The 17,853-nt window shown below is 66.8% G+C and carries 19 protein-coding genes; 9 read left to right on the forward strand and 10 right to left on the reverse strand.

The window, feature by feature from the left end; genetic code table 11:
* Nucleotides 1-95: 95 nt before the first annotated feature.
* The 3 genes from zupT to AC5P6H_RS06300 all read right to left on the reverse strand — a co-directional run bounded on the left by zupT (nucleotide 96) and on the right by AC5P6H_RS06300 (nucleotide 1,764).
* Nucleotides 96-905: a zinc transporter ZupT gene (zupT, locus tag AC5P6H_RS06290; protein ID WP_014647743.1), complete on the reverse strand. Its 810-nt coding sequence runs from the start codon at nucleotides 903-905 to the stop codon at nucleotides 96-98.
* Nucleotides 906-1,003: 98 nt separating this feature from the next.
* Nucleotides 1,004-1,417 (reverse strand): energy transducer TonB, encoded by a 414-nt coding sequence (locus AC5P6H_RS06295; RefSeq protein WP_495202398.1) that lies wholly within the window; start codon nucleotides 1,415-1,417, stop codon nucleotides 1,004-1,006.
* Nucleotides 1,414-1,764 (reverse strand): 4a-hydroxytetrahydrobiopterin dehydratase, encoded by a 351-nt coding sequence (locus AC5P6H_RS06300; RefSeq protein WP_197621052.1) that lies wholly within the window; start codon nucleotides 1,762-1,764, stop codon nucleotides 1,414-1,416. The genes AC5P6H_RS06295 and AC5P6H_RS06300 overlap by 4 nt, the downstream gene beginning before the upstream one ends.
* Before the next feature lie 90 nt (nucleotides 1,765-1,854).
* Between AC5P6H_RS06300 and AC5P6H_RS06305 the strand changes: the two genes are divergently transcribed.
* Nucleotides 1,855-2,454, forward strand: coding sequence for an NfuA family Fe-S biogenesis protein (locus AC5P6H_RS06305; RefSeq protein ID WP_014037813.1), 600 nt, complete (start codon nucleotides 1,855-1,857; stop codon nucleotides 2,452-2,454).
* Between the two features lie 10 nt (nucleotides 2,455-2,464).
* The gene (locus tag AC5P6H_RS06310; protein WP_495202399.1) at nucleotides 2,465-4,225 is read left to right on the forward strand and encodes a hypothetical protein; all 1,761 of its coding nucleotides are present in this window, start codon (nucleotides 2,465-2,467) and stop codon (nucleotides 4,223-4,225) included.
* Between the two features lie 83 nt (nucleotides 4,226-4,308).
* Here the strand turns inward: AC5P6H_RS06310 and AC5P6H_RS06315 are convergent, their stop codons facing one another.
* Nucleotides 4,309-4,722 carry a barstar family protein gene (locus AC5P6H_RS06315; RefSeq protein ID WP_014647739.1) on the reverse strand — a complete coding sequence of 138 codons (414 nt, stop codon included), beginning with the start codon at nucleotides 4,720-4,722 and terminating at the stop codon, nucleotides 4,309-4,311.
* Nucleotides 4,722-5,174, reverse strand: a complete 453-nt coding sequence (locus AC5P6H_RS06320; protein WP_041863621.1) for a guanyl-specific ribonuclease — start codon at nucleotides 5,172-5,174, stop codon at nucleotides 4,722-4,724. Before AC5P6H_RS06320 ends, AC5P6H_RS06315 begins: the two co-directional genes overlap by 1 nt.
* Nucleotides 5,175-5,393: 219 nt before the next feature.
* Between AC5P6H_RS06320 and AC5P6H_RS06325 the strand changes: the two genes are divergently transcribed.
* A complete protein-coding gene (locus tag AC5P6H_RS06325; protein ID WP_005410310.1) occupies nucleotides 5,394-6,005 on the forward strand; it encodes a superoxide dismutase in 612 nt (203 codons plus the stop codon).
* Nucleotides 6,006-6,136: 131 nt separating this feature from the next.
* On the opposite strand, the gene AC5P6H_RS06330 is transcribed toward AC5P6H_RS06325, so the two are convergent.
* Entirely contained in the window at nucleotides 6,137-6,985 is an 849-nt protein-coding gene (locus AC5P6H_RS06330) for an endonuclease/exonuclease/phosphatase family protein (protein WP_049405898.1), read from the reverse strand.
* A 162-nt stretch (nucleotides 6,986-7,147) separates the two neighbouring features.
* Here AC5P6H_RS06330 and AC5P6H_RS06335 point away from each other — a divergent pair, with 162 nt between their 5' ends.
* Both AC5P6H_RS06335 and AC5P6H_RS06340 read left to right on the forward strand, forming a co-directional pair.
* A complete protein-coding gene (locus AC5P6H_RS06335) occupies nucleotides 7,148-8,713 on the forward strand; it encodes a POT-type proton-dependent oligopeptide transporter (protein ID WP_014647736.1) in 1,566 nt (521 codons plus the stop codon).
* A gap of 7 nt (nucleotides 8,714-8,720) precedes the next feature.
* Entirely contained in the window at nucleotides 8,721-9,347 is a 627-nt protein-coding gene (locus tag AC5P6H_RS06340; protein WP_014647735.1) for a rhomboid family intramembrane serine protease, read from the forward strand.
* 43 nt (nucleotides 9,348-9,390) lie between these two features.
* Here AC5P6H_RS06340 and AC5P6H_RS06345 read toward each other — a convergent pair whose 3' ends face one another.
* The gene (locus AC5P6H_RS06345) at nucleotides 9,391-9,552 is read right to left on the reverse strand and encodes a hypothetical protein (protein ID WP_014037806.1); all 162 of its coding nucleotides are present in this window, start codon (nucleotides 9,550-9,552) and stop codon (nucleotides 9,391-9,393) included.
* Nucleotides 9,553-9,760: 208 nt separating this feature from the next.
* On the opposite strand from AC5P6H_RS06345, the gene AC5P6H_RS06350 reads away from it, so the two are divergent.
* Genes AC5P6H_RS06350 through cfa form a run of 3 tightly spaced genes read left to right on the forward strand, consistent with a single transcriptional unit; the run spans nucleotide 9,761 to nucleotide 12,117 of the window.
* Nucleotides 9,761-10,063 (forward strand): GNAT family N-acetyltransferase, encoded by a 303-nt coding sequence (locus tag AC5P6H_RS06350; RefSeq protein ID WP_006455911.1) that lies wholly within the window; start codon nucleotides 9,761-9,763, stop codon nucleotides 10,061-10,063.
* 37 nt (nucleotides 10,064-10,100) lie between these two features.
* On the forward strand, nucleotides 10,101-10,982 hold the full coding sequence (locus tag AC5P6H_RS06355; RefSeq protein WP_046431642.1) for a DUF3298 and DUF4163 domain-containing protein: 882 nt from the start codon (nucleotides 10,101-10,103) through the stop codon (nucleotides 10,980-10,982).
* A 19-nt stretch (nucleotides 10,983-11,001) separates the two neighbouring features.
* Nucleotides 11,002-12,117, forward strand: coding sequence for a cyclopropane fatty acyl phospholipid synthase (cfa, locus tag AC5P6H_RS06360; RefSeq protein ID WP_049405890.1), 1,116 nt, complete (start codon nucleotides 11,002-11,004; stop codon nucleotides 12,115-12,117).
* Nucleotides 12,118-12,268: 151 nt separating this feature from the next.
* Here cfa and AC5P6H_RS06365 read toward each other — a convergent pair whose 3' ends face one another.
* Nucleotides 12,269-14,437: a M3 family metallopeptidase gene (locus AC5P6H_RS06365; RefSeq protein WP_014647732.1), complete on the reverse strand. Its 2,169-nt coding sequence runs from the start codon at nucleotides 14,435-14,437 to the stop codon at nucleotides 12,269-12,271.
* A gap of 130 nt (nucleotides 14,438-14,567) precedes the next feature.
* Between AC5P6H_RS06365 and AC5P6H_RS06370 the strand changes: the two genes are divergently transcribed.
* Nucleotides 14,568-15,047: a glutathione peroxidase gene (locus AC5P6H_RS06370; protein WP_134809080.1), complete on the forward strand. Its 480-nt coding sequence runs from the start codon at nucleotides 14,568-14,570 to the stop codon at nucleotides 15,045-15,047.
* A 75-nt stretch (nucleotides 15,048-15,122) separates the two neighbouring features.
* On the opposite strand, the gene AC5P6H_RS06375 is transcribed toward AC5P6H_RS06370, so the two are convergent.
* Both AC5P6H_RS06375 and AC5P6H_RS06380 read right to left on the reverse strand, forming a co-directional pair.
* Entirely contained in the window at nucleotides 15,123-15,902 is a 780-nt protein-coding gene (locus AC5P6H_RS06375) for a ferredoxin--NADP reductase (RefSeq protein ID WP_014647730.1), read from the reverse strand.
* A gap of 79 nt (nucleotides 15,903-15,981) precedes the next feature.
* A complete protein-coding gene (locus tag AC5P6H_RS06380) occupies nucleotides 15,982-17,853 on the reverse strand; it encodes an ABC transporter ATP-binding protein (RefSeq protein ID WP_288496564.1) in 1,872 nt (623 codons plus the stop codon).

The raw sequence follows: 17,853 nt of genomic DNA on the forward strand, positions 1-17,853 counted from the left end.
CTGTAGCGTCGAGCCACGCTCGACTGCGCCTCGGTCGGGCCGCGCGGAAAGCCAGTCGAGCATGGCTGGACTCTACAGGGCGAGCCGGGAACCCCTCACCACTTGAACAGCACCAGGCTGATCGCCAGCGTGCCCATGCCGGCCACCAGTCCGTAAACCGTCTCGTGGCCCTTGGCATAGCGCTTGGCCGCCGGCAGCAGCTCATCCAGCGCCAGGAACACCATCACGCCGGCGATCAGGCCGAACACCCAGCCGAACGTGGCGTGCGACAGCGATCCTGACAGCAGCCAGTAGCCAAGCGCCGCGCCCACGGGCTCGGCCAGGCCGGACAGCAGGCTGGCACTGAACGCGTAGAACTTGTTCTGGGTGGCGAAGTACACCGGCACCGCGATCGCGATGCCCTCGGGAATGTTGTGGATGGCGATGGCGAAGGCCAGTGGCATGCCCACCGATGGGCTTTCCAGCGTGGCAAAGAAGGTCGCCAGCCCTTCCGGGAAATTGTGTGCGGTGATCGCAACCGAGGTCAGCAGCGCGACCCGCTTCAGGTACTCGCGGCTGTTCTCGCGGAACGCAGGGTCCTGTTTGTCCAGGCTGTCATGCGGATTGGGAATGAAGTGGTCGATCAGTACGATCACGATCACGCCCAGCAGGAAGGCCAGGGTGCCGTAGGTGAAGCCGGTGCGCTCGCCATACGCCAGTGCAAACGACGCAATGGACTTGTTGAGGATCTCCGACAGCGACACATAGACCATCGCGCCACCGGCAAAGGCCAGACCGAACGCCAGCAGGCGCGGGCTGGGGCGGCGCGAGAACAGCACCAGCAGGCTGCCGATCGCGGTGGCCAGGCCTGCGGCAAGCGTGACCGCCAGTGCGATCCAGATGTTTTCAGGGGGAATCTGCAGCATCAACCCACGCGATCCTGGTCAACAGACAGCCGCCCCGGGCAGGGCCGGGGCGGCGAGGGCGAGGCGGGCGTCGGCAGGCCCCGTCGGGGTGCGCGCGATCAGCCGCCGCGGCGCAGGCGTTCTTCGATGGCGAAGCACTGGTCCGGCTTCGGCTGTGGCGGGTTGAAGCTGACAGGAACCTGGATGGTGGCCGGCACCGGTTGGCCGTTACGGGTGGCGGCCTTGAACTGCCAGCCCTGCACGGCGGTCTTGGCCAGTTCGTCCAGCTGCGGGTTGCCGGCCCCGGTCAACAGCGCAACCTCGCTCGGCTTGCCGTCGGTGCCGATGGTCACCTTGAAGGTGCTGGTGCCGCCCACGCCCATGCAGGCCAGTTCCAGCGGGTACTGCGGCGGCGTCTTCACCGCGGCCACTTCGGTCGGCGGCGGTGGTGGCGGTGACGGCGGTTCGGACGCGCCACAGCCGGCCAGGCCGGTCGCAGCGATCAGGGACAGGCTCAGCAAACGTACGTTCATGGCAGTTGCTCCGTCAGGGCCGAAGTCTTGGCCGCGCAGATGAAGTCGTTCTCGCTCAGCCCGCCCACATCGTGGGTGGAGAAGCGCACGACCGCGCGGTCGTAGTGCACGCCCAGGTCCGGGTGGTGGTCCTCGCGGTGGGCGATCCAGGCCAGCGCGTTCACGAAGGCCATGGTGGCGTAGTAATCCTTGAAGCGGAAGGTACGCGACAGGGCCTGGTCACCCTCGCTCAGCTCCCAGCCGGGAACCTGCGGCAGCAGTTCGGCCAGGCGGGCCTCGCCGAGCTTGTGGTCGCTGCCTTTGCGCGGCACGCAACGGGCGTGGGCCAGTGGAATCAGGTCGGCCATGGGAATCTCCACCTCGTGTTGACTGAACAATGCGCCGGACGGTGTATAAACTGAATGAGCGGCTGGCGCTTACTTGGCTAGAATAGCCTGATGATCCAGATCTCCGACACTGCCCAGACCCATTTCCGCAAGTTGATCGAACGCGAGGGCGTGCCCGGCATGGGCGTGCGCCTGAGCGCGGTGGACCCCGGTACGCCGCGCGCCGATGCCCGGCTGGAATTCGCCGAACCGACCGACCTGCTCGGTGACGAGTGGGCGGTGGACTGCGATGGTTTCACCCTCTATGTCGACGCCGGCAGCGTTGGCTGGCTCGATGGCGCCGAGATCGACATCGTCGCCGGCACCGCCGGTGCCCAGCAGCTGACCATCAAGGCGCCGCGCATCAAGGGCGAAGCGCCGGGTGATGCGGCCTCGCTGGTCGAACGCGTGCACTGGGTGGTGGAGAACGAAGTCAATCCGCAGCTGGCCTCGCATGGCGGCAAGGTGGCCGTGCAGGAAGTCTCGTCCGACGGCGTGGTGCTGCTGCGCTTCGGTGGTGGCTGCCAGGGCTGCGGCATGGCCGATGTGACGCTCAAGCAGGGCATCGAAAAAACCCTGATGGGCCGCGTGCCGGGCGTGACCGCCGTGCGTGACGCGACCGATCATGACAGCGGCCACGCGCCTTACATTCCGCGCGGCAACGTCGCCTGATCGCTGACGCGTGCCTCTGACCCGGGCCGAGCAACTCATTGATCTGCTGCTGGCGCGCCAGCAGCCCCGCGCCGTCCTCGAGAAGTCCACGCGCCTGCCCTATGGCTGGGCGCTGTGGCTGCGCTCGCTGGGGCCACTGCCGCGGCCGTTCCATGCCCGCGAGGTGATCGCAGTTTTCCTGCCGCGCCCGCTGCCGGGCCCGCCAGGCCAGTCGCCGCGGCTGTCGCCGTGGCAGGCGCTGCGCCGATTGTTCTGGCAGGACTGGGACGCCGCGCCGCGCGACCAGCGCTGGATGCGCTGGACCTCGGCACTGGTCAGTGCACTGCTGCATCTGCTGTTCTTCGTGCTGTTGCTGTGGGTGGCGGTGATCCGTACCAGCGCGCCGGACGAAGAGGGCACCGAGGGCGAGCGCGTGCAGGTGGAGTTCGTCGGCCGCGCGTCGCAGGAAGGCGGTGGCGATCAGCCGGGCGCCGAAGCGGCTGCGGCTGCGGCGGCAGGTCGGGTTACGCCGGGCCAGGAGGCGGGCGCTGCCTCGGCCCCTGCGCCGCGTCCGGTGGCTGCCGAAACCACCGCCTCATCCCCGGCATCCGCGCCGACCGCCAGCGTTCCACCACCGCCGGCCGACGCCGAGCCGGCGCCGGTGGCCGCGCCGCCGCCTTCGCCCGTCCAGGCCACCGAAGTGGCGCAGGCCAGCACGGATTTCGTGGTGCCGCCGGTCAGTGTGCCGCGCACCGAAGTCAGCGTCGTACCGCGTGACAGCACACTCGCCGTGCGCGAGCGCAGCGTGCAGCCGGTGCAGGCGCCGCCGACACCAAGCCCGGTGCGTACCCCGGAACTGGCCGTGCGCACGCCGCAGGTGCGTGACATCCAGGTGCGCGAACGCGAAGTCAGTACGGTCGACGCGCCGGTGGCTCCCCAACCGCTGCGCAACGCGGAAGTGCAGGTGCGCGTGCCGCAGCAGGACGTGCAGGTGCGCGAACGTGAAGTGCAGGCCGTGGCCGATCCGCAGGTGCGGATGGCGGCGGTGGCCGGGCGTGAGCCCGCCGTACGCGCGCCCACTGGCCGCGACGTGCAGGTGCGGGAACGTGAAGTGGCCTCGGCACCGGTGGCAGCGCCGGCATCCTCCAGTGGCAGTGCCACGGCGACGCCTGCGACTGCGGCCCAGGGCAGCGCGACGCAGGCGAGCAGCAGCGCGCGTCCGTCAGCATCCAGCAGCACACCCGCAAACGCGGGAGCGCGCCCGGCGCCTGATCCAGGCAACTGGGCGACACCTGCCAAGGGCGATGACTGGGGGTCTTCCAGCCGCAACCGCGACGGCAGCAGCAACGGTACCCGCCAGGCCAGTACCGCCGGCAAGGGCAGCGGCCTGTTCAATGCCGATGGCAGCGTGCGCGTGCCTGGCCAGGAGGGCGATGGCCATGCCGCGCGCGGTGCGCCCGGTGGGGCCAACGACGGCTGGAGCAAGGAGCGCATTGCGCAGTCCGGCACCTGGCTGAAGCGCCCGCCGTACGACTACACGCCGACCTCGTTCGACAAATACTGGGTGCCGCAGGAATCGCTGCTGGCCGAATGGGTGCGCAAGGGCGTCAAGGCGATGGACATTCCATTGCCGGGCACCAACACAAGGATCTCCTGCGTCATTTCGATCCTGCAGGCCGGTGGCGGCTGTGGCCTGACCAACCCCAACATGCAGGACCAGCCGGCCGTGGCACGACCGCCGCCGGACATCCCGTTCAAGAAGGAACTGCAGGAAGACAACGGGAGCCGCTAGGCAGGGGGCCGCGCCGACGTGCTGGCCGGCCCGCGCTTTGGCCTCTGCCAAGGCGTCAGTGCATGCCGGCCAAGGCAGTGACCTTACGCGCTCTGCGACAGGAACACCCAGAACGGTACGTCGCGGCCGACCCAGTCACGGCTGGTCTCGTCCATCACGTCCAGCAGGGTGTCGAAGTCCTTCTGCGGACCGGCGCGCAGCGCGTCCACGTCGGCCAGGAACAGCGCGTAGCCATTGGCCGGCAGCCATTGCAGGTCGCGCAGGTTGTCCGACAGCGCATCCCAGTTGCCGCCGAAACCGGCCGGGAAATCCAGCTGTGCGGCCAAACGGGCGAGCAGGGTGCGCTTGTCCGCGACGCCCTCTAGATCGATGCGGATCACTTTCAGGCCGGCATCGCGCATCGCCGCGGCCAGTGCGCCGATGTCGTCGCTGTCGATGGCGTAGACGCCGGCGTTGTTGATGTCATGCAGGCCAAGGCCGAAATCATCGTGGCTCATCACTGCGCTCCCTGGGCCGGTACGGTGAAGCTGCGGAATGACGCGTAATGGTCGTCGGTGTAGTACCACGCTTCCGGCGGATCGCCGCCGGTGACGATGCGACGCGTGCCACGCGTACGCGCGCCAGGGGTGTCGACGGTGTATTCGCGGTAGTAGCCGCGCGCGCGCTGCGGCAGCTGCTGCTCGCGGTTGCCGAAGGTACTGCCGTCCTGGCGGTGCGGGAATGGACCGCCACGCTGGATCAGGGCGATGGTCGCGCGCGCTTCGGCGGGCAGGAACGCGGGAAGTCCGCTGTCCTTGCCGGGCGAGGCGGTGGCCGGCGCGCGCGCGACAGGCGTGCCCTGCAGGTCGGGCGCGAACTGCGGCGCTGGCGGCCTTTGCAGGAAATGGTTGGCGACCAGGCCGAGCAGCAGCAGGGCGATGGCGGTGATCAGCAGCCGGGGGTTGCGCATGGGCAGGGGCGGGCGAGGGTAGTACACGCACTGTAGCGCCTGTGCGCTGCACGGTGCATGAGGAGCGCGCTGCGTCACTGCTGCGTAACAATTGCCGTCGTGCTCACTGGCAGGACGCAATTTCCTTTACATCCCCCTTGGTAATCTGGCGGTCTGTCCCCATCATTCACCGCGCACCGCCCGACATCGTCGGGTGCCCTCGCAATCAGGAGATGCATCATGGCCTACACCCTGCCCAAGCTGTCCTACGCCTACGACGCGCTGGAACCGCATATCGATGCGGCGACGATGGAAATCCATCACACCAAGCATCACCAGACCTACATCAACAACGTCAACGCGGCGCTGGAAGGCACCGAGTACGCTGACCTGCCGGTCGAAGAGCTGGTGAAGAAGCTCAAGTCGCTGCCGGAGAACCTGCAGGGCCCGGTGCGCAACAACGGTGGTGGCCATGCCAACCACTCGCTGTTCTGGACCGTGATGGCCCCCAATGCCGGCGGCAACCCGGTGGGCGACGTGGCCAAGGCCATCGACAAGGACCTGGGCGGTTTCGACAAGTTCAAGGATGCCTTCACCAAGGCCGCGCTGACCCGTTTCGGCAGTGGCTGGGCGTGGCTGAGCGTGACCCCGGACAAGAAGGTCGTGGTCGAGAGCACCGGCAACCAGGACAGCCCGCTGATGGAAGGCAACACCCCCATCCTCGGCCTGGACGTGTGGGAACACGCGTACTACCTGAAGTACCAGAACCGCCGCCCGGAATACATCGGCGCGTTCTTCAACGTCATCGACTGGAACGAAGTCGAGCGCCGTTACCAGGAAGCGATCGCCTGATCGCGTGACGGGATGACATGAGAAGGCCGGGGGAGACCCCGGCCTTTTCTGTTGCAGCAGTCGTTCGATAGTGCCGGCCGCAGGCCGGCAACCGTGCAGTACCGGGGGAGCCGGCCAGCGGTCGGCACTACCTATTCCGCAGTGGCCGTATCGCCCTGCAGGCGCAGGGTCGCCATCACACCCAGACGCAGGCCGGGCAGGTCGCCGTCGGCCGGCAGCAGGATCGGCTGCTGGCGGATGCCGCCGAAATGCTTGACCTGGAACAGCACATCCAGGCCGTGGCCGCTGCTGCCGCCCCCACTGGCCGCCGGCGCCTCGGCACGGCCGCCGGGATTGCGCCGGGCCGGCTGGAACCCCGGCGTGCTGCGCACCAGTTCCACCGTGCTGGCCGAGAAATCGCCGGCAATCAGGCTCGGCATGCCTTCGGCGGTGGCGCCGATCCAGGTCATCAGGTCGCTGGTCTGGTGCTGGCGGGCGCTGGCCTCGTCCGGGTCCGGGCGCAGCCGCGCCACATAGATGTTGACCAGCGCCTCGCCCAGCCTCAGCCGCATCATGCCGGCCGCGCTGAAGGTGCCGGGAGGATGCAGCAGGGTCACGCCGTCCTCGCTGACCGGCAGCCGGGTCAGCATGGCGTTGCCATGCCGCAGCGGCTGGCTGGGCGGATCGGCGGTAACGAAGTCGCAGCTGTAGCGCAGCCGGCTGGCCAGCCAGCAGGCCGGGTTGCGGCCCTGCTGCTGCAGCACCTGCTGCACCGAGATCACGTCCGGCTGCAGCTCGGTCAGCAGCTGTGCGACCTGCTCGCGGCGCTGCTTCCATTGCGCGTCATCGCGGCTGGGCAGCTCCAGCGCGGCGACCGTCAGCTGCCTGGGGTCGCTCTCGCTGGCAACGGCGGCCGGCGCCTGTGGTCGTGCCTGCGCCTGCAACGCCAGCAACAGCGCAAGGCAGCTGAGCAGGAGGCGGGCGTGGGCGAGGGGGCGCATAACGATAAGTTTACGCTTTTGTCGTGCAGGTGCCGTGACTTCCGGCAGGGCCTGCACTGCCTGCCATGGATTGGCACCGTTGTCATGCAGCCCTGCAGCGTGCTTCGCAAGCCCCGGTTCCGGTAACCTTGCGCCTTTCGCTTTGCAGGAATGCCTTACAGGATGAGCCACGACGCAGTCGCCCCCATCGCCGGCCAGGGAAAGATGCCGCGCCAGATTCCGTACATCATCGGCAATGAGGCCTGCGAGCGGTTCAGTTTCTACGGGATGCGCAACATCCTGGTGCAGTTCCTGATCACCTCGCTGCTGCTGCAGGAAATCACTGCCGAAGGCCGTGCCGGTGAAGCCAAGGACATCATGCACAGCTTCATGATCGGCGTGTATTTCTTCCCGCTGCTCGGTGGCTGGCTGGCCGACCGGTTCTTCGGCAAGTACCACACCATCCTCTGGTTCAGCCTGGTCTACTGCGCCGGCCACCTGTGCCTGGCGCTGTTCGAGAACAGCCGCGAGGGCTTCTTCCTCGGCCTGGGCCTGATCGCGCTCGGTGCCGGCGGCATCAAGCCGCTGGTGGCCTCGTTCATGGGCGACCAGTTCGACCAGAGCAACAAGCACCTGGCCAAGATCGTCTTCGACGCCTTCTACTGGATCATCAACTTCGGCTCGCTGTTCGCCTCGCTGCTGATCCCGCTGGTGCTGAAGAACTGGGGCCCGCAGTGGGCGTTCGGCATCCCGGGCATCCTGATGTTCATCGCTACCTTCGTGTTCTGGCTGGGCCGCAGGCGCTACGTGCTGGTGCCGCTGCCGCCGAAGGACCCGCATTCGTTCGCCAACGTGGTGCGTACCGCGCTGACCACGCGCGTGGCTGGCCAGGGCCGTCCGGGCCTGGTGATCGCCGTGCTTGGCCTGGCGCTGGCGGTGGCCTCGTTCGGCCTGGTCGGTTCGCTGGGCATCGTGATCTGCCTGTGCCTGGCGCTGGTGGCCATCCTTGCCGGCATCGGTGGCGGCACCTGGCTGCAGCTGGACCGCGCCCGTGGCCAGCATCCGGCCGAAGCCGTGGAAGGCGTGCGCTCGGTACTGCGCGTGCTGGTGATCTTCGCGCTGACCACGCCGTTCTTCTCGCTGTTCGACCAGAAGGCCTCGACCTGGGTCCTGCAGGGCCAGCAGATGCAGATGCCAAGCTGGTTCACCGCCTCGCAGATGCAGGCGCTGAACCCGCTGCTGGTGATGATCCTGATTCCGTTCAACAACCTGGTGCTGTATCCGGCCCTGCGCCGCTTCGGCTTCGAACCGACCGCGCTGCGCCGCATGACCGCCGGCATCGCCTTCAGTGGCCTGGCCTGGATCGTGGTGGGTGGCATCCAGGTGGTGATGGACGGCGGCAACGCCATGTCGATCTTCTGGCAGATGCTGCCGTACGCGCTGCTGACCTTCGGTGAGGTGCTGGTCTCGGCCACCGGCCTGGAGTTCGCCTACAGCCAGGCACCGCAGGCGATGAAGGGCGTGGTGATGAGCTTCTGGAACCTGACCACCACCATCGGCAACCTGTGGGTGCTGCTGTCCAACGCAGCGGTGCGCAACGACACGGTCACCCACCAGATCGCGGGCACGGGCCTGAGCGAGGCGGCGTTCCTGATGTTCTTCTTCGCCGGCTTCGCCTTCGTCGCGGCGTTGGCCTTCGGTTGGTACGCGAAACGCTATCGTATGGTCGACAACTACCGTAGCGCCTGAGCCTGACATGACCCCCGTCAATCTGCTGTTGATCGCCATCACCGCCATCCTGTCGTGGATGGCGTTCAACAACCGCAAGCTGGCCGACCGCCTGATCCTGTGGCCGCCGGCCATCGACCGTCACCGCCAGTACGACCGGCTGGTGACCTATGGCTTCATCCACGCCGACTGGTCGCACCTGATCTTCAACATGATCACCCTGTTCTTCTTCGGGGGATTCATCGAGAGCGTGATGGTGCAGCTGACCGGCAGCTACCTGACCTACCCGGCGTTCTACATCGGCGCGCTGCTGGTCTCGATCCTGCCCAGCTACCTGAAGAACCAGAAGAACCCGAACTACCTCAGCCTCGGGGCGTCCGGGGCGGTATCGGCGGTGCTGTTCGCCTTCATCCTGATCAAGCCGTGGTCGATCATCCTGGTGTTCTTCATCCCGGCACCGGCGATCATCTATGCCGCGTTCTACGTCGGCTACAGCATCTGGATGGACAGGCGCGGTGGCGACCGCATCAACCACAGCGCGCACCTGGCAGGTGCGGCGTTTGGCGTGATCTTCATGCTGGCCATGCAGCCGAGCATCTTCACCCACTTCCTGCGCGAACTCTCCAACCCGACCTTCCGCCTCGGCGGCGGTTGATGCGGGTAGCGGGGCGGATCGGGTCCGATCCGCCCCGGCCGGGTCAGGCTGCGGTCTGCTGGCCGTAGGTATCCAGCAGGCGGGCGAACACTTCCTCGCCGATGCGCTGGAAATCCTGATCCTCGGTCTGCCCTTCCACCGCCAGTTGCAGCAGGCCCTCCAGCAGGGCGCGGTCGGTATCGGAATGGGAATTGCTGGCGTGCATGGGAGCCTCCACGGTGGTGCGCATGGTCAACGGTCGCAAGGGTCGTGCCAGCCTGGCCGTACCCCTCCATAGGCGATAGCGGCCGGCCCGCCTCCAGCTTGAGGGCGAAAACTGACGTGAATGGACTGGACTTGCCCCTGTTCAGGCTTCACGCGATCATGGCGCCCGGCTGCGCACCATCCACGCAGTCGCCGCAGGAGACAGTTCCATGGCTTCGGTCACGCCCCCCGGTCTGGCCTATGAGGTCGAGCACGACCTGGCCAACCACCGCTTCACCGCACGTGTGCGCGGACAGCTGGCGGTGCTCGATTACCAGATCAAGCGCAGGCGCATGGTCATCACCCATACCGAGGTGCCCGAGCCGATCGCCGGCCGTGGCATCGCCGGTGAGCTGACCCGCGTGGCACTGCGTTTCGCGCGCGAGCAGAAATACAAGGTGGTGCCGGCATGTTCCTACGCCGAAGCCTTCCTGCAGCGCCACGAGGAGTACCACGACCTGCTCGTTGGCTGAACGCCAGCGGGTCACGCTTCAGCCATGGCAGGCGATGATGTACAAACATGAACAGGGGATCCCGATGAAGATTGGAAACAACCGGCCACTGCGCGGCAGCGTGTTGGCCGGCGTGGTGGGCGTGCTGTTGCTGGCCGGTTGCCAGCGTGAAAGCGAGCCGGCACCGGCGACCGACGCGGCGCCCGCCGCCGAGGCGACGGCCGCGGGCGAAACGCCGGCCACGGAAGCGCCGCTGGATCTGCGCGACGTGATCGAGAACAACGAGCGCGAAGTGGTGGGCATCAGCTACCCGGCCGGTATCGACCGTTATCCGGGCCTGGCCCGCGCGCTGCAGAGCTATGCCACGAGTGCGCGCAGCGACCTGCAGCAGGCGCTGGACGGGCTGGGCAACGACAAGCCGACCATGCCCTACGAGCTGTCGCTGAGCTTCGAGAAGCTGCTTGAAACCCCGCAGCTGGTGGTGGTCAGTGCCGACGGCAGCCGCTACACGGGTGGCGCCCACGGCGAACCGCTGGTGGCGCGCTTCGTGTGGCTGCCGCAGCAGCAGCAGATGCTCAGCGCCGAAAAGCTTGTGGCCGATGCCAAGGGCTGGAAGGCGATCAGCGATTTCGTCGCCGACCAGTTGCGCGAACGCGTGGCCACCCGCCTCAGTGGCGAGGACATGGACCCGGCCCAGCTGCAGGAATCGCTGCGCAACGCATCGCGCATGATCGCCGACGGAACCGGCCCGCAGGCCGACAATTTCAGCCAGTTCCAGCCACTGACCGACGACAAGGGGCAGATCACCGCGCTGCGCTTTGTTTTCCCGCCGTACCAGGTGGGTCCATACTCGGACGGCACCCAGACCGCCGATGTACCGGCAGCGGTGCTGTTGCCGCACGTGGCCAAGGACTACGTGGAGCTGTTCGCACGCGGTTGACCGCAGTCGAGGAGGTGGCGTGGATACAGGGTTGCAGGAGCGGGTCGCCGGCCTGCTCCACGAAGCCGGGGTCCGCATCGGCGGCACCCAGCCACAGGACATCCAGGTGCATGACCCGCGCTTTTTCGCGCGGGTCATGGGCCACGGCTCGCTCGGCCTGGGCGAGAGCTACATGGAGGGGTGGTGGGATGCCAATGTCCTGGATGAATTCCTCGTCCACCTGATGCAGGCGCACCTGGATGAACGGGTGCACGGCTGGCGCGAAGTGGCAGACGCGCTGAAGGCGCGCCTGTTCAACCTGCAGGCGGGGCAGGGCAGTTACGAAGTCGGTCGCCGCCATTACGACCTCGGCAATGATCTCTACCAGGCCATGCTCGGCCAGCGCCTGGTCTACAGCTGTGGCTATTGGCGCAACGCCGACGACCTCGACGCCGCACAGGAGGCCAAGCTCGACCTGGTCTGCCGCAAGCTGGGCCTGCGCCCGGGCCAGCGCGTGCTGGACATTGGCTGCGGTTGGGGCGAAGCCCTGAAGTTCGCCGCCGAGCGCTACGGTGTCAGCGGCGTCGGCGTGACCATATCGCAGGAGCAGGCCGAGTTCGCGCGGCAGTTGTGCGCTGGCCTGCCGATCGAAATCCGCCTGCAGGATTACCGTGAACTGGACGAACCATTCGATGCGATCTTCTCGATCGGCATGTTCGAGCACGTCGGTGACAAGAACTACGCCAGTTTCTTCGAAGTGGCCAAGCGCTGCCTGTCGCCGCGCGGGTTGCTGCTGTTGCATACCATCGGCACCAATGTCTCACGGCATCGCACCGATCCATGGATTGCACGCTACATCTTCCCCAACTCGATGCTGCCGTCGGCGGTGCAGATCACCAAGGCGTTCGAAGGCCGTTTCGTGCTGGAGGACTGGCACAACTTCGGCACCGACTACGACCTGACCCTGCAGGCATGGCGGCGCAACGTGGAAGCAGCGTGGCCGCGGCTGGATGCGCACTACGACGAGCACTTCCGGCGCATGTGGCGCTTCTACCTGGCCGGGTCGATGGCCACCTTCCGCTGCCGGCACGCGCAGCTGTGGCAGCTGGTGCTGTCGCCGGAAGGCGTGCCGGGTGGGTACGTGGCGCCGCGTTGATGGCGTGGCTGGGGTCGGAGCCCTTTCCGTCGGAAAGGGATCCGACCCCGGGGTCAGATCCCTTTTCGCAGAAGAGGGCTCTGACCCCGACCACAACAAAAAACCGCCCGGTCTCCCGGGCGGTTTTCGTTTCAGGCGACTGCGCTGGCGATCAGTTGCCGGCGCCGGTCAGGCCACGCTTTTCCAGCAGCGGTTCGATCTGCGGCTCGTGGCCGGCGAAATCGCGGAACAGCTGCATCGCGTCGACGCTGCCGCCCTTGGACAGCAGGGTGGCGCGGAAGTGGTCGCCGTTCTTGCGGCTCAGGCCGCCGTTGTCCTTGAACCACTTCTGGGTGTTGGCGTCGAGCACTTCCGACCAGATGTAGGCGTAGTAGCCGGCCGAGTAGCCGCCCATGATGTGGCTGAAGTACGGGGTCTTGTAGCGCGGCGGAACCGGCGCGTAGTAGATGCCGTCCTTCTCCAGCGCGGCGCGCTCGAAGGCCATCACGTCCTTGGCCGCCGGCACCTGGTCCGGGCCGATCTGGTGCCAGTTCTGGTCCAGCATCGCCGCCCCCAGGTATTCGGTGGTGGCAAAGCCCTGGTTGAACTTCGATGCGGCAATCACCTTGTCCAGCAGGGCCTGCGGCATCGCCGAACCATTCTGGTAGTGCTTGGCGTAGTTCTTCAGGATGACCGGGTTGTCGGCCCACATCTCGTTGACCTGCGAGGGGAACTCGACGAAGTCGCGCGGCACCGAGGTGCCCGAGAAGTAGGGGTACTTCACGTTGGAGAACATGCCGTGCAGGGCGTGGCCGAACTCGTGGAAGGTGGTGTTCACCTCATCCCAGGTCAGCAGGGTCGGCTGGCCGGCTGGCGGCTTCGGGATGTTCAGGTGATTGGCGACCACCGGCTTGAAGCCGGTCAGCTTGGACTGCGAGACGTAGGAGTTCATCCACGCACCGCCGCGCTTGGAGGCGCGCGCATACGGATCGAAGATGAAGATCGCCAGCTGGCTGCCATCGGCGTCGAACACGTCGTAGACGGTGACGTCATCGTGGTAGACCGGCAGGTCGGTGCGCTGCTTGAAGGTCAGGCCGAATTCCTGGCCGGCGGCGTAGAAGACGCCGTTCTCGAGCACGTTCTTCAGTTCGAAGTACGGCTTCAGCTGCGACTCGTCGAAGTTGTACTTGGCCTGGCGCACCTTCTCGCTGTAGAAGGCCCAGTCCCACGGTTCCAGCTGGAAGGTCGGCTTGCGCGCGGCCTTCTGCTCCTTGTCGATCATCGCCTGCAGGTCGGCGGCTTCGCGCTTGGCATTGGCCACCGCGGCCGGAGCCAGCTTGCCGAGCATCGCGTTGACCGCTTCGGGGGTCTTGGCGGTCTGGTTGGTCAGGTTGTAGGCGGCGAAGTTCGGGAAGCCCATCAGCTTGGCCTTGTCGGCACGCAGCTGCATGATGCGCGAGACCAGCGCGGTGTTGTCGAACTCACCGCCGCGGCTGCCGCGGGTGGTCGAGGCTTCGTAGATCTTCTGGCGCAGGGCGCGGTTGGCCAGGTTGGTCAGCGGCGGCTGGCCGGTGGTGTTGAGCAGGGTGATCACGTATTTGCCTTCCAGGCCACGCGCCTTGGCGGCTTCGGCGGCGGCGGCGATCTGCTCCTTGGACAGGCCAGCCAGCTCCTTGACGTCGTCGACGGTGATCGCCGAAGCGTTCACTTCCGACTGCACGTTCTGGCTGAACTTGGTGCCCAGATTGGCCAGTTCGGCATTCATGTCCTTCAGCGTGGCCTTGTCGGCCTCGGACAGCTTGGCGCCGGCGCGCACGTAGTTGTCGTAGTACTTCTCGACCAGGCGCACGCCTTCGGCGTCCAGGCCCAGCTGGCTGCGGGTGTCGTACAGCGCCTGGATGCGGGCGAACAGCTTGCCGTTCAGCGCGATCGCATCGCTGTGCGCGGCAAACTTCGCCGAGTAGTCGGCCTGCAGCTTCTTGCGGGTGTCGTTGGTATCGGCGCCGACCAGGCTGAAGAACACGGTGGTCGCACGGTCGAGGATGTCACCGCTCTTTTCCAGGGCGATGATGGTGTTGTCGAAGGTCGGCTTGGCCTTGTTGTTGGCGATCGCCTCCACTTCCTTCAGCTGCTGCGCCATGCCGGCGTCGAAGGCCGGGGCGAAGTCGCTGTCCTTGATCTTGTCGAACTGCGGGAAGTGCAGCGGCAGCGGGCTTTCGGCGAAGAACGGGTTGGCCTGCTGGGCATTGGTGCTGGCAGCCGGGGTGGCGGCGCCGGCCGAGAAGGCGGGCAGGGCAAGGCCGAGGGACATGGCCACGGCAAGGGCAAGTCGAGTGGTCAAGGTAGAAGCTCCGGTAAGGCAAACAAGGGCCCGAGGGTAACCCGGCCGGCGGCGACTGCACTTGTGTCAAAAGGCATGTTGCCGGGGCCGGGCGCGGGTACCATGCGTTCACCGCCCACGGCCCGCTGCCATGACCACTGCCTACGATTTCAGCTTCCGCGACCTCGACGGCCAGCGGCAGGCGCTGGCCCGGTACCAGGGCCACCCGTTGCTGCTGGTGAACGTCGCCAGCCGCTGTGGCTTCACCCCGCAGTACACCGGGCTGGAGCAGCTGTGGCAGGACTACCGCGAGCGCGGCCTGGTGGTGATCGGCTTCCCGTGCAACCAGTTTGGCGCGCAGGAGCCCGGTGATGCCGCACAGATCCGCCAGTTCTGTTCGCTGGACTATCCGGTCAGCTTCCCGCTGTCGGAGAAGATCGAGGTCAACGGCGATGGGGCCGACCCGCTCTGGAGGTGGCTCGCGCGGGAGAAGCGCGGCGTGCTCGGCAGTGCCCGCATCAAGTGGAATTTCAGCAAGTTCCTGGTCGATCGCCAGGGGCGGGTGGTGTCGCGGCATGCGCCCACCACCCGGCCGGAGCAGCTGCGCGGCGAGATCGAAGCGCTGCTGTGAGGTCGTGCCGGCCGCTGGCCGGCAATCCCGTGGGCCAGGAAGAGCCGGCCAGCGGCCGGCACTACCGTTGCAGCATCATTTCTCGACGAACGCGCGCTCGAACACGTAGTGGCCCGGCTGGCCGATGCGCGGCGAAACCTGGAAACCGCGGGCATCGAGCACAGCACGCAGGTCGGCCAGCATCTGCGGGCTGCCGCAGATCATCGCGCGGTCGTTTTCCGGGCTCAGCTCCGGCAGGCCGAGGGTGCGCTGCATCTGGCCGCTTTCCATCAGCGAGGTCAGGCGGCCCTGGTTGGCGAACGGCTCGCGGGTGACGGCCGGGTAGTACAGCAGCTTGTCGCCGATCATCTCGCCCAGGAACTCGTGCTCACGCAGCTCCCTCTCGAAGTAATCGCGGTAGGCCAGATCCTTTTCGTAGCGCACGCCGTGGCAGAGGATCACCTTCTCGAAGCGCTCGTAGGTCTCCGGGTCCTTGATGACCGACAGCCACGGCGCCATGCCGGTACCCGTGCCCAGCAGGTACAGGTTCTTGCCCGGGTGCAGGTCGCTGATCAGCAGGGTGCCGGTGGGCTTCTTGCCGACCAGCACCTTGTCGCCCGGCTTGATGTGCTGCAGGCGCGAGGTCAGCGGGCCGTCCTGCACCTTGATGCTGAAGAACTCCAGATGCTCTTCCCAGTTGGCGCTGGCGATGGAGTACGCACGCAGCAGCGGCCGTGCCTCGGTTTCCAGGCCGATCATCACGAACTGGCCGTTCTCGAAGCGGAAGCCGCTGTCGCGGGTGGTGGTGAAACTGAAGTAGGCGTCGGTCCAGTGACGGACCTCAAGCACCGTTTCGGCGCCAAAAGCGGAGGACATGGGCGTATCTGTCAAAAGTCGTCGGGGGAATTCTATCTCAAATGAGACGGGTTCTCATTGGGCGGAACGAGAGGCGTTCTCAGCGGTAACCCGCCGCCTGCAGCTCGAACAGCTCGGCATAGCGGCCGCCCTGTGCCATCAGCTGGGCGTGGGTGCCACTGGCCTCGATCCGGCCATCGGCCAGCACCAGGATGCGATCGGCCATGCGGACCGAGGAAAAACGGTGGGAAATCAATACGGCGGTGCGATTATCCGCCAGTTCCCTGAACCGCTGGAACACCTCGAATTCACTGCGCGCATCCAGTGCTGCCGTTGGCTCATCCAGGATCATCACCTGCGCATTGCGCATCCACGCGCGGGCAATGGCGATCTTCTGCCACTGGCCACCGGACAGGTCCACGCCCCGCTTGAAACGGCGGCCGATCAGCTGGTCGTAGCCACCGGGCAGCTCCTCGATCACTTCCTCGGCCATGCCGCGGCGCGCGGCGTCGGCGATGCGCGCCCGGTCGTCCATGGCCTCGACCTGGCCGACGCCGATGTTCTCGCCGGCGCTGAGGTTGTAGCGCACGAAGTCCTGGAAGATCACCCCGAGGTTGGCGCGCAGGTCGTCCAGGTCGTAGTCGCGCAGGTCGCGGCCATCGAGCAGGATGCGACCCTCGTCCGGTTCGTACAGGCGTGCCAGCAGCTTCACCAGGGTGGTCTTGCCGGCGCCGTTCTCGCCGACCAGGGCCAGCACTTCGCCGGCCTGCAGCTGGAAATCGAGGTGGCGCACCGCCCACTGTTCGGCATCGGGATAGCGGAAGCCGACGTTCTCGAACACGAAGCCCTGGCGGATCGGCTGCGGCACGCGTATGGCGCCTTCGCGCGAGTGGATTTCCGGCTCGATCTGGAAGAACGAGAACAGGTCGTCCAGGTACAGCGCCTGGCTGGCCACCTGCGAGAAGCCGATCAGCAGGCCTTCCAGCAGCTGGCGCAGGCGCAGGAAGCTGCCGGCAAGGAAGGTCAGGTCGCCGATCGAGAAATCGCCGCGCACCGTGCGCCAGGCGATGTAGGCGTAGGCGGTGTAGTAGCCCAGCGTACCCAGCGCAGCCAGCAGCGTGCCCCAGAACGCCCGGCGCCGTGCCAGGGCACGGTTGGCCTGGAACAGCGCCACCGACAGGCGCCGATAGCGCTCGACCAGGAAGCGGTGCAGGTTGTAGATCTTCACTTCCTTGGCCGTTTCCACGCTGGCACCGAGCTGGCGCAGGTAGTCGAGCTGGCGGCGCTCGGGCGTCCATTGGAAGTTGAGGCTGTAACCGGCCGCGTTGAAGTGCGATTCGCCGATGAAGGCCGGCACCAGTGCCAGCGCAAGCAGCAGGATCAGCCACGGCGCGTAGACCAGCAGGCCGACGGCGAGGCTGGCCACGGTGATCGCGTCCTGCACCTGGCCGAACAGCTGGCTCATCAGGTTCATCCGGCCCATGGTCTGGCGCCGCGCACGGTCCAGCTTGTCCTGCAGGTCCGGGTCCTCGAAGTCCTCCAGATCCAGCGTCGCCGCGTGTTCCATCAGCCGGATGCTGGTGACGTTGGCGAACAGCTCGGAGAGCAGGGCATCGGCGTAGCTGACCAGCCGGCCGAGCAGGTCCGAGGCGATGGCCAAGCCGAATTCCAGCGCCAGCAGGCCCAGCAGCGGATTGAGCATGCCGCTGGACAGCGCCTCGCCCAGCGGCGGGAAACCGGCGTCGTGCTGGCTCAGGTGCAGGGCGCTGTCGATGATCAGCTTGCCGACGTACAGCATCGCCACCGGCAGCAGCGCACGGATCAGGCGCAGCCCCAGGCTGGCCAGGGTGAGCGCGGGGCTGGTCTGCCAGACCATGCGCAGGAACGGCGGCAGGTTGCGCATCGCCTTGAAGCGCTGGCGCAGGCTGGGTTTCTTCGCGGCGGCAGCGCCAACGGGGGGGATGGCAGGCAT

Source organism: Stenotrophomonas sp. YJH_SMC_110, from assembly GCF_059369255.1.

What these genes read in the sequence shown, in the direction of transcription:
- zupT (WP_014647743.1), bottom strand. Translation starts at nt 905, where the DNA reads ATGCTGCAGATTCCCCCTGAAAACATCTGGATCGCACTGGCGGTCACG.
- AC5P6H_RS06295 (WP_495202398.1), bottom strand. Translation starts at nt 1,417, where the DNA reads ATGAACGTACGTTTGCTGAGCCTGTCCCTGATCGCTGCGACCGGCCTG.
- AC5P6H_RS06300 (WP_197621052.1), bottom strand. Translation starts at nt 1,764, where the DNA reads ATGGCCGACCTGATTCCACTGGCCCACGCCCGTTGCGTGCCGCGCAAA.
- AC5P6H_RS06305 (WP_014037813.1), top strand. Translation starts at nt 1,855, where the DNA reads ATGATCCAGATCTCCGACACTGCCCAGACCCATTTCCGCAAGTTGATC.
- AC5P6H_RS06315 (WP_014647739.1), bottom strand. Translation starts at nt 4,722, where the DNA reads ATGAGCCACGATGATTTCGGCCTTGGCCTGCATGACATCAACAACGCC.
- AC5P6H_RS06320 (WP_041863621.1), bottom strand. Translation starts at nt 5,174, where the DNA reads ATGCGCAACCCCCGGCTGCTGATCACCGCCATCGCCCTGCTGCTGCTC.
- AC5P6H_RS06325 (WP_005410310.1), top strand. Translation starts at nt 5,394, where the DNA reads ATGGCCTACACCCTGCCCAAGCTGTCCTACGCCTACGACGCGCTGGAA.
- AC5P6H_RS06330 (WP_049405898.1), bottom strand. Translation starts at nt 6,985, where the DNA reads ATGCGCCCCCTCGCCCACGCCCGCCTCCTGCTCAGCTGCCTTGCGCTG.
- AC5P6H_RS06335 (WP_014647736.1), top strand. Translation starts at nt 7,148, where the DNA reads ATGAGCCACGACGCAGTCGCCCCCATCGCCGGCCAGGGAAAGATGCCG.
- AC5P6H_RS06340 (WP_014647735.1), top strand. Translation starts at nt 8,721, where the DNA reads ATGACCCCCGTCAATCTGCTGTTGATCGCCATCACCGCCATCCTGTCG.
- AC5P6H_RS06345 (WP_014037806.1), bottom strand. Translation starts at nt 9,552, where the DNA reads ATGCACGCCAGCAATTCCCATTCCGATACCGACCGCGCCCTGCTGGAG.
- AC5P6H_RS06350 (WP_006455911.1), top strand. Translation starts at nt 9,761, where the DNA reads ATGGCTTCGGTCACGCCCCCCGGTCTGGCCTATGAGGTCGAGCACGAC.
- AC5P6H_RS06355 (WP_046431642.1), top strand. Translation starts at nt 10,101, where the DNA reads ATGTACAAACATGAACAGGGGATCCCGATGAAGATTGGAAACAACCGG.
- AC5P6H_RS06370 (WP_134809080.1), top strand. Translation starts at nt 14,568, where the DNA reads ATGACCACTGCCTACGATTTCAGCTTCCGCGACCTCGACGGCCAGCGG.
- AC5P6H_RS06375 (WP_014647730.1), bottom strand. Translation starts at nt 15,902, where the DNA reads ATGTCCTCCGCTTTTGGCGCCGAAACGGTGCTTGAGGTCCGTCACTGG.
- AC5P6H_RS06380 (WP_288496564.1), bottom strand. Translation starts at nt 17,853, where the DNA reads ATGCCTGCCATCCCCCCCGTTGGCGCTGCCGCCGCGAAGAAACCCAGC.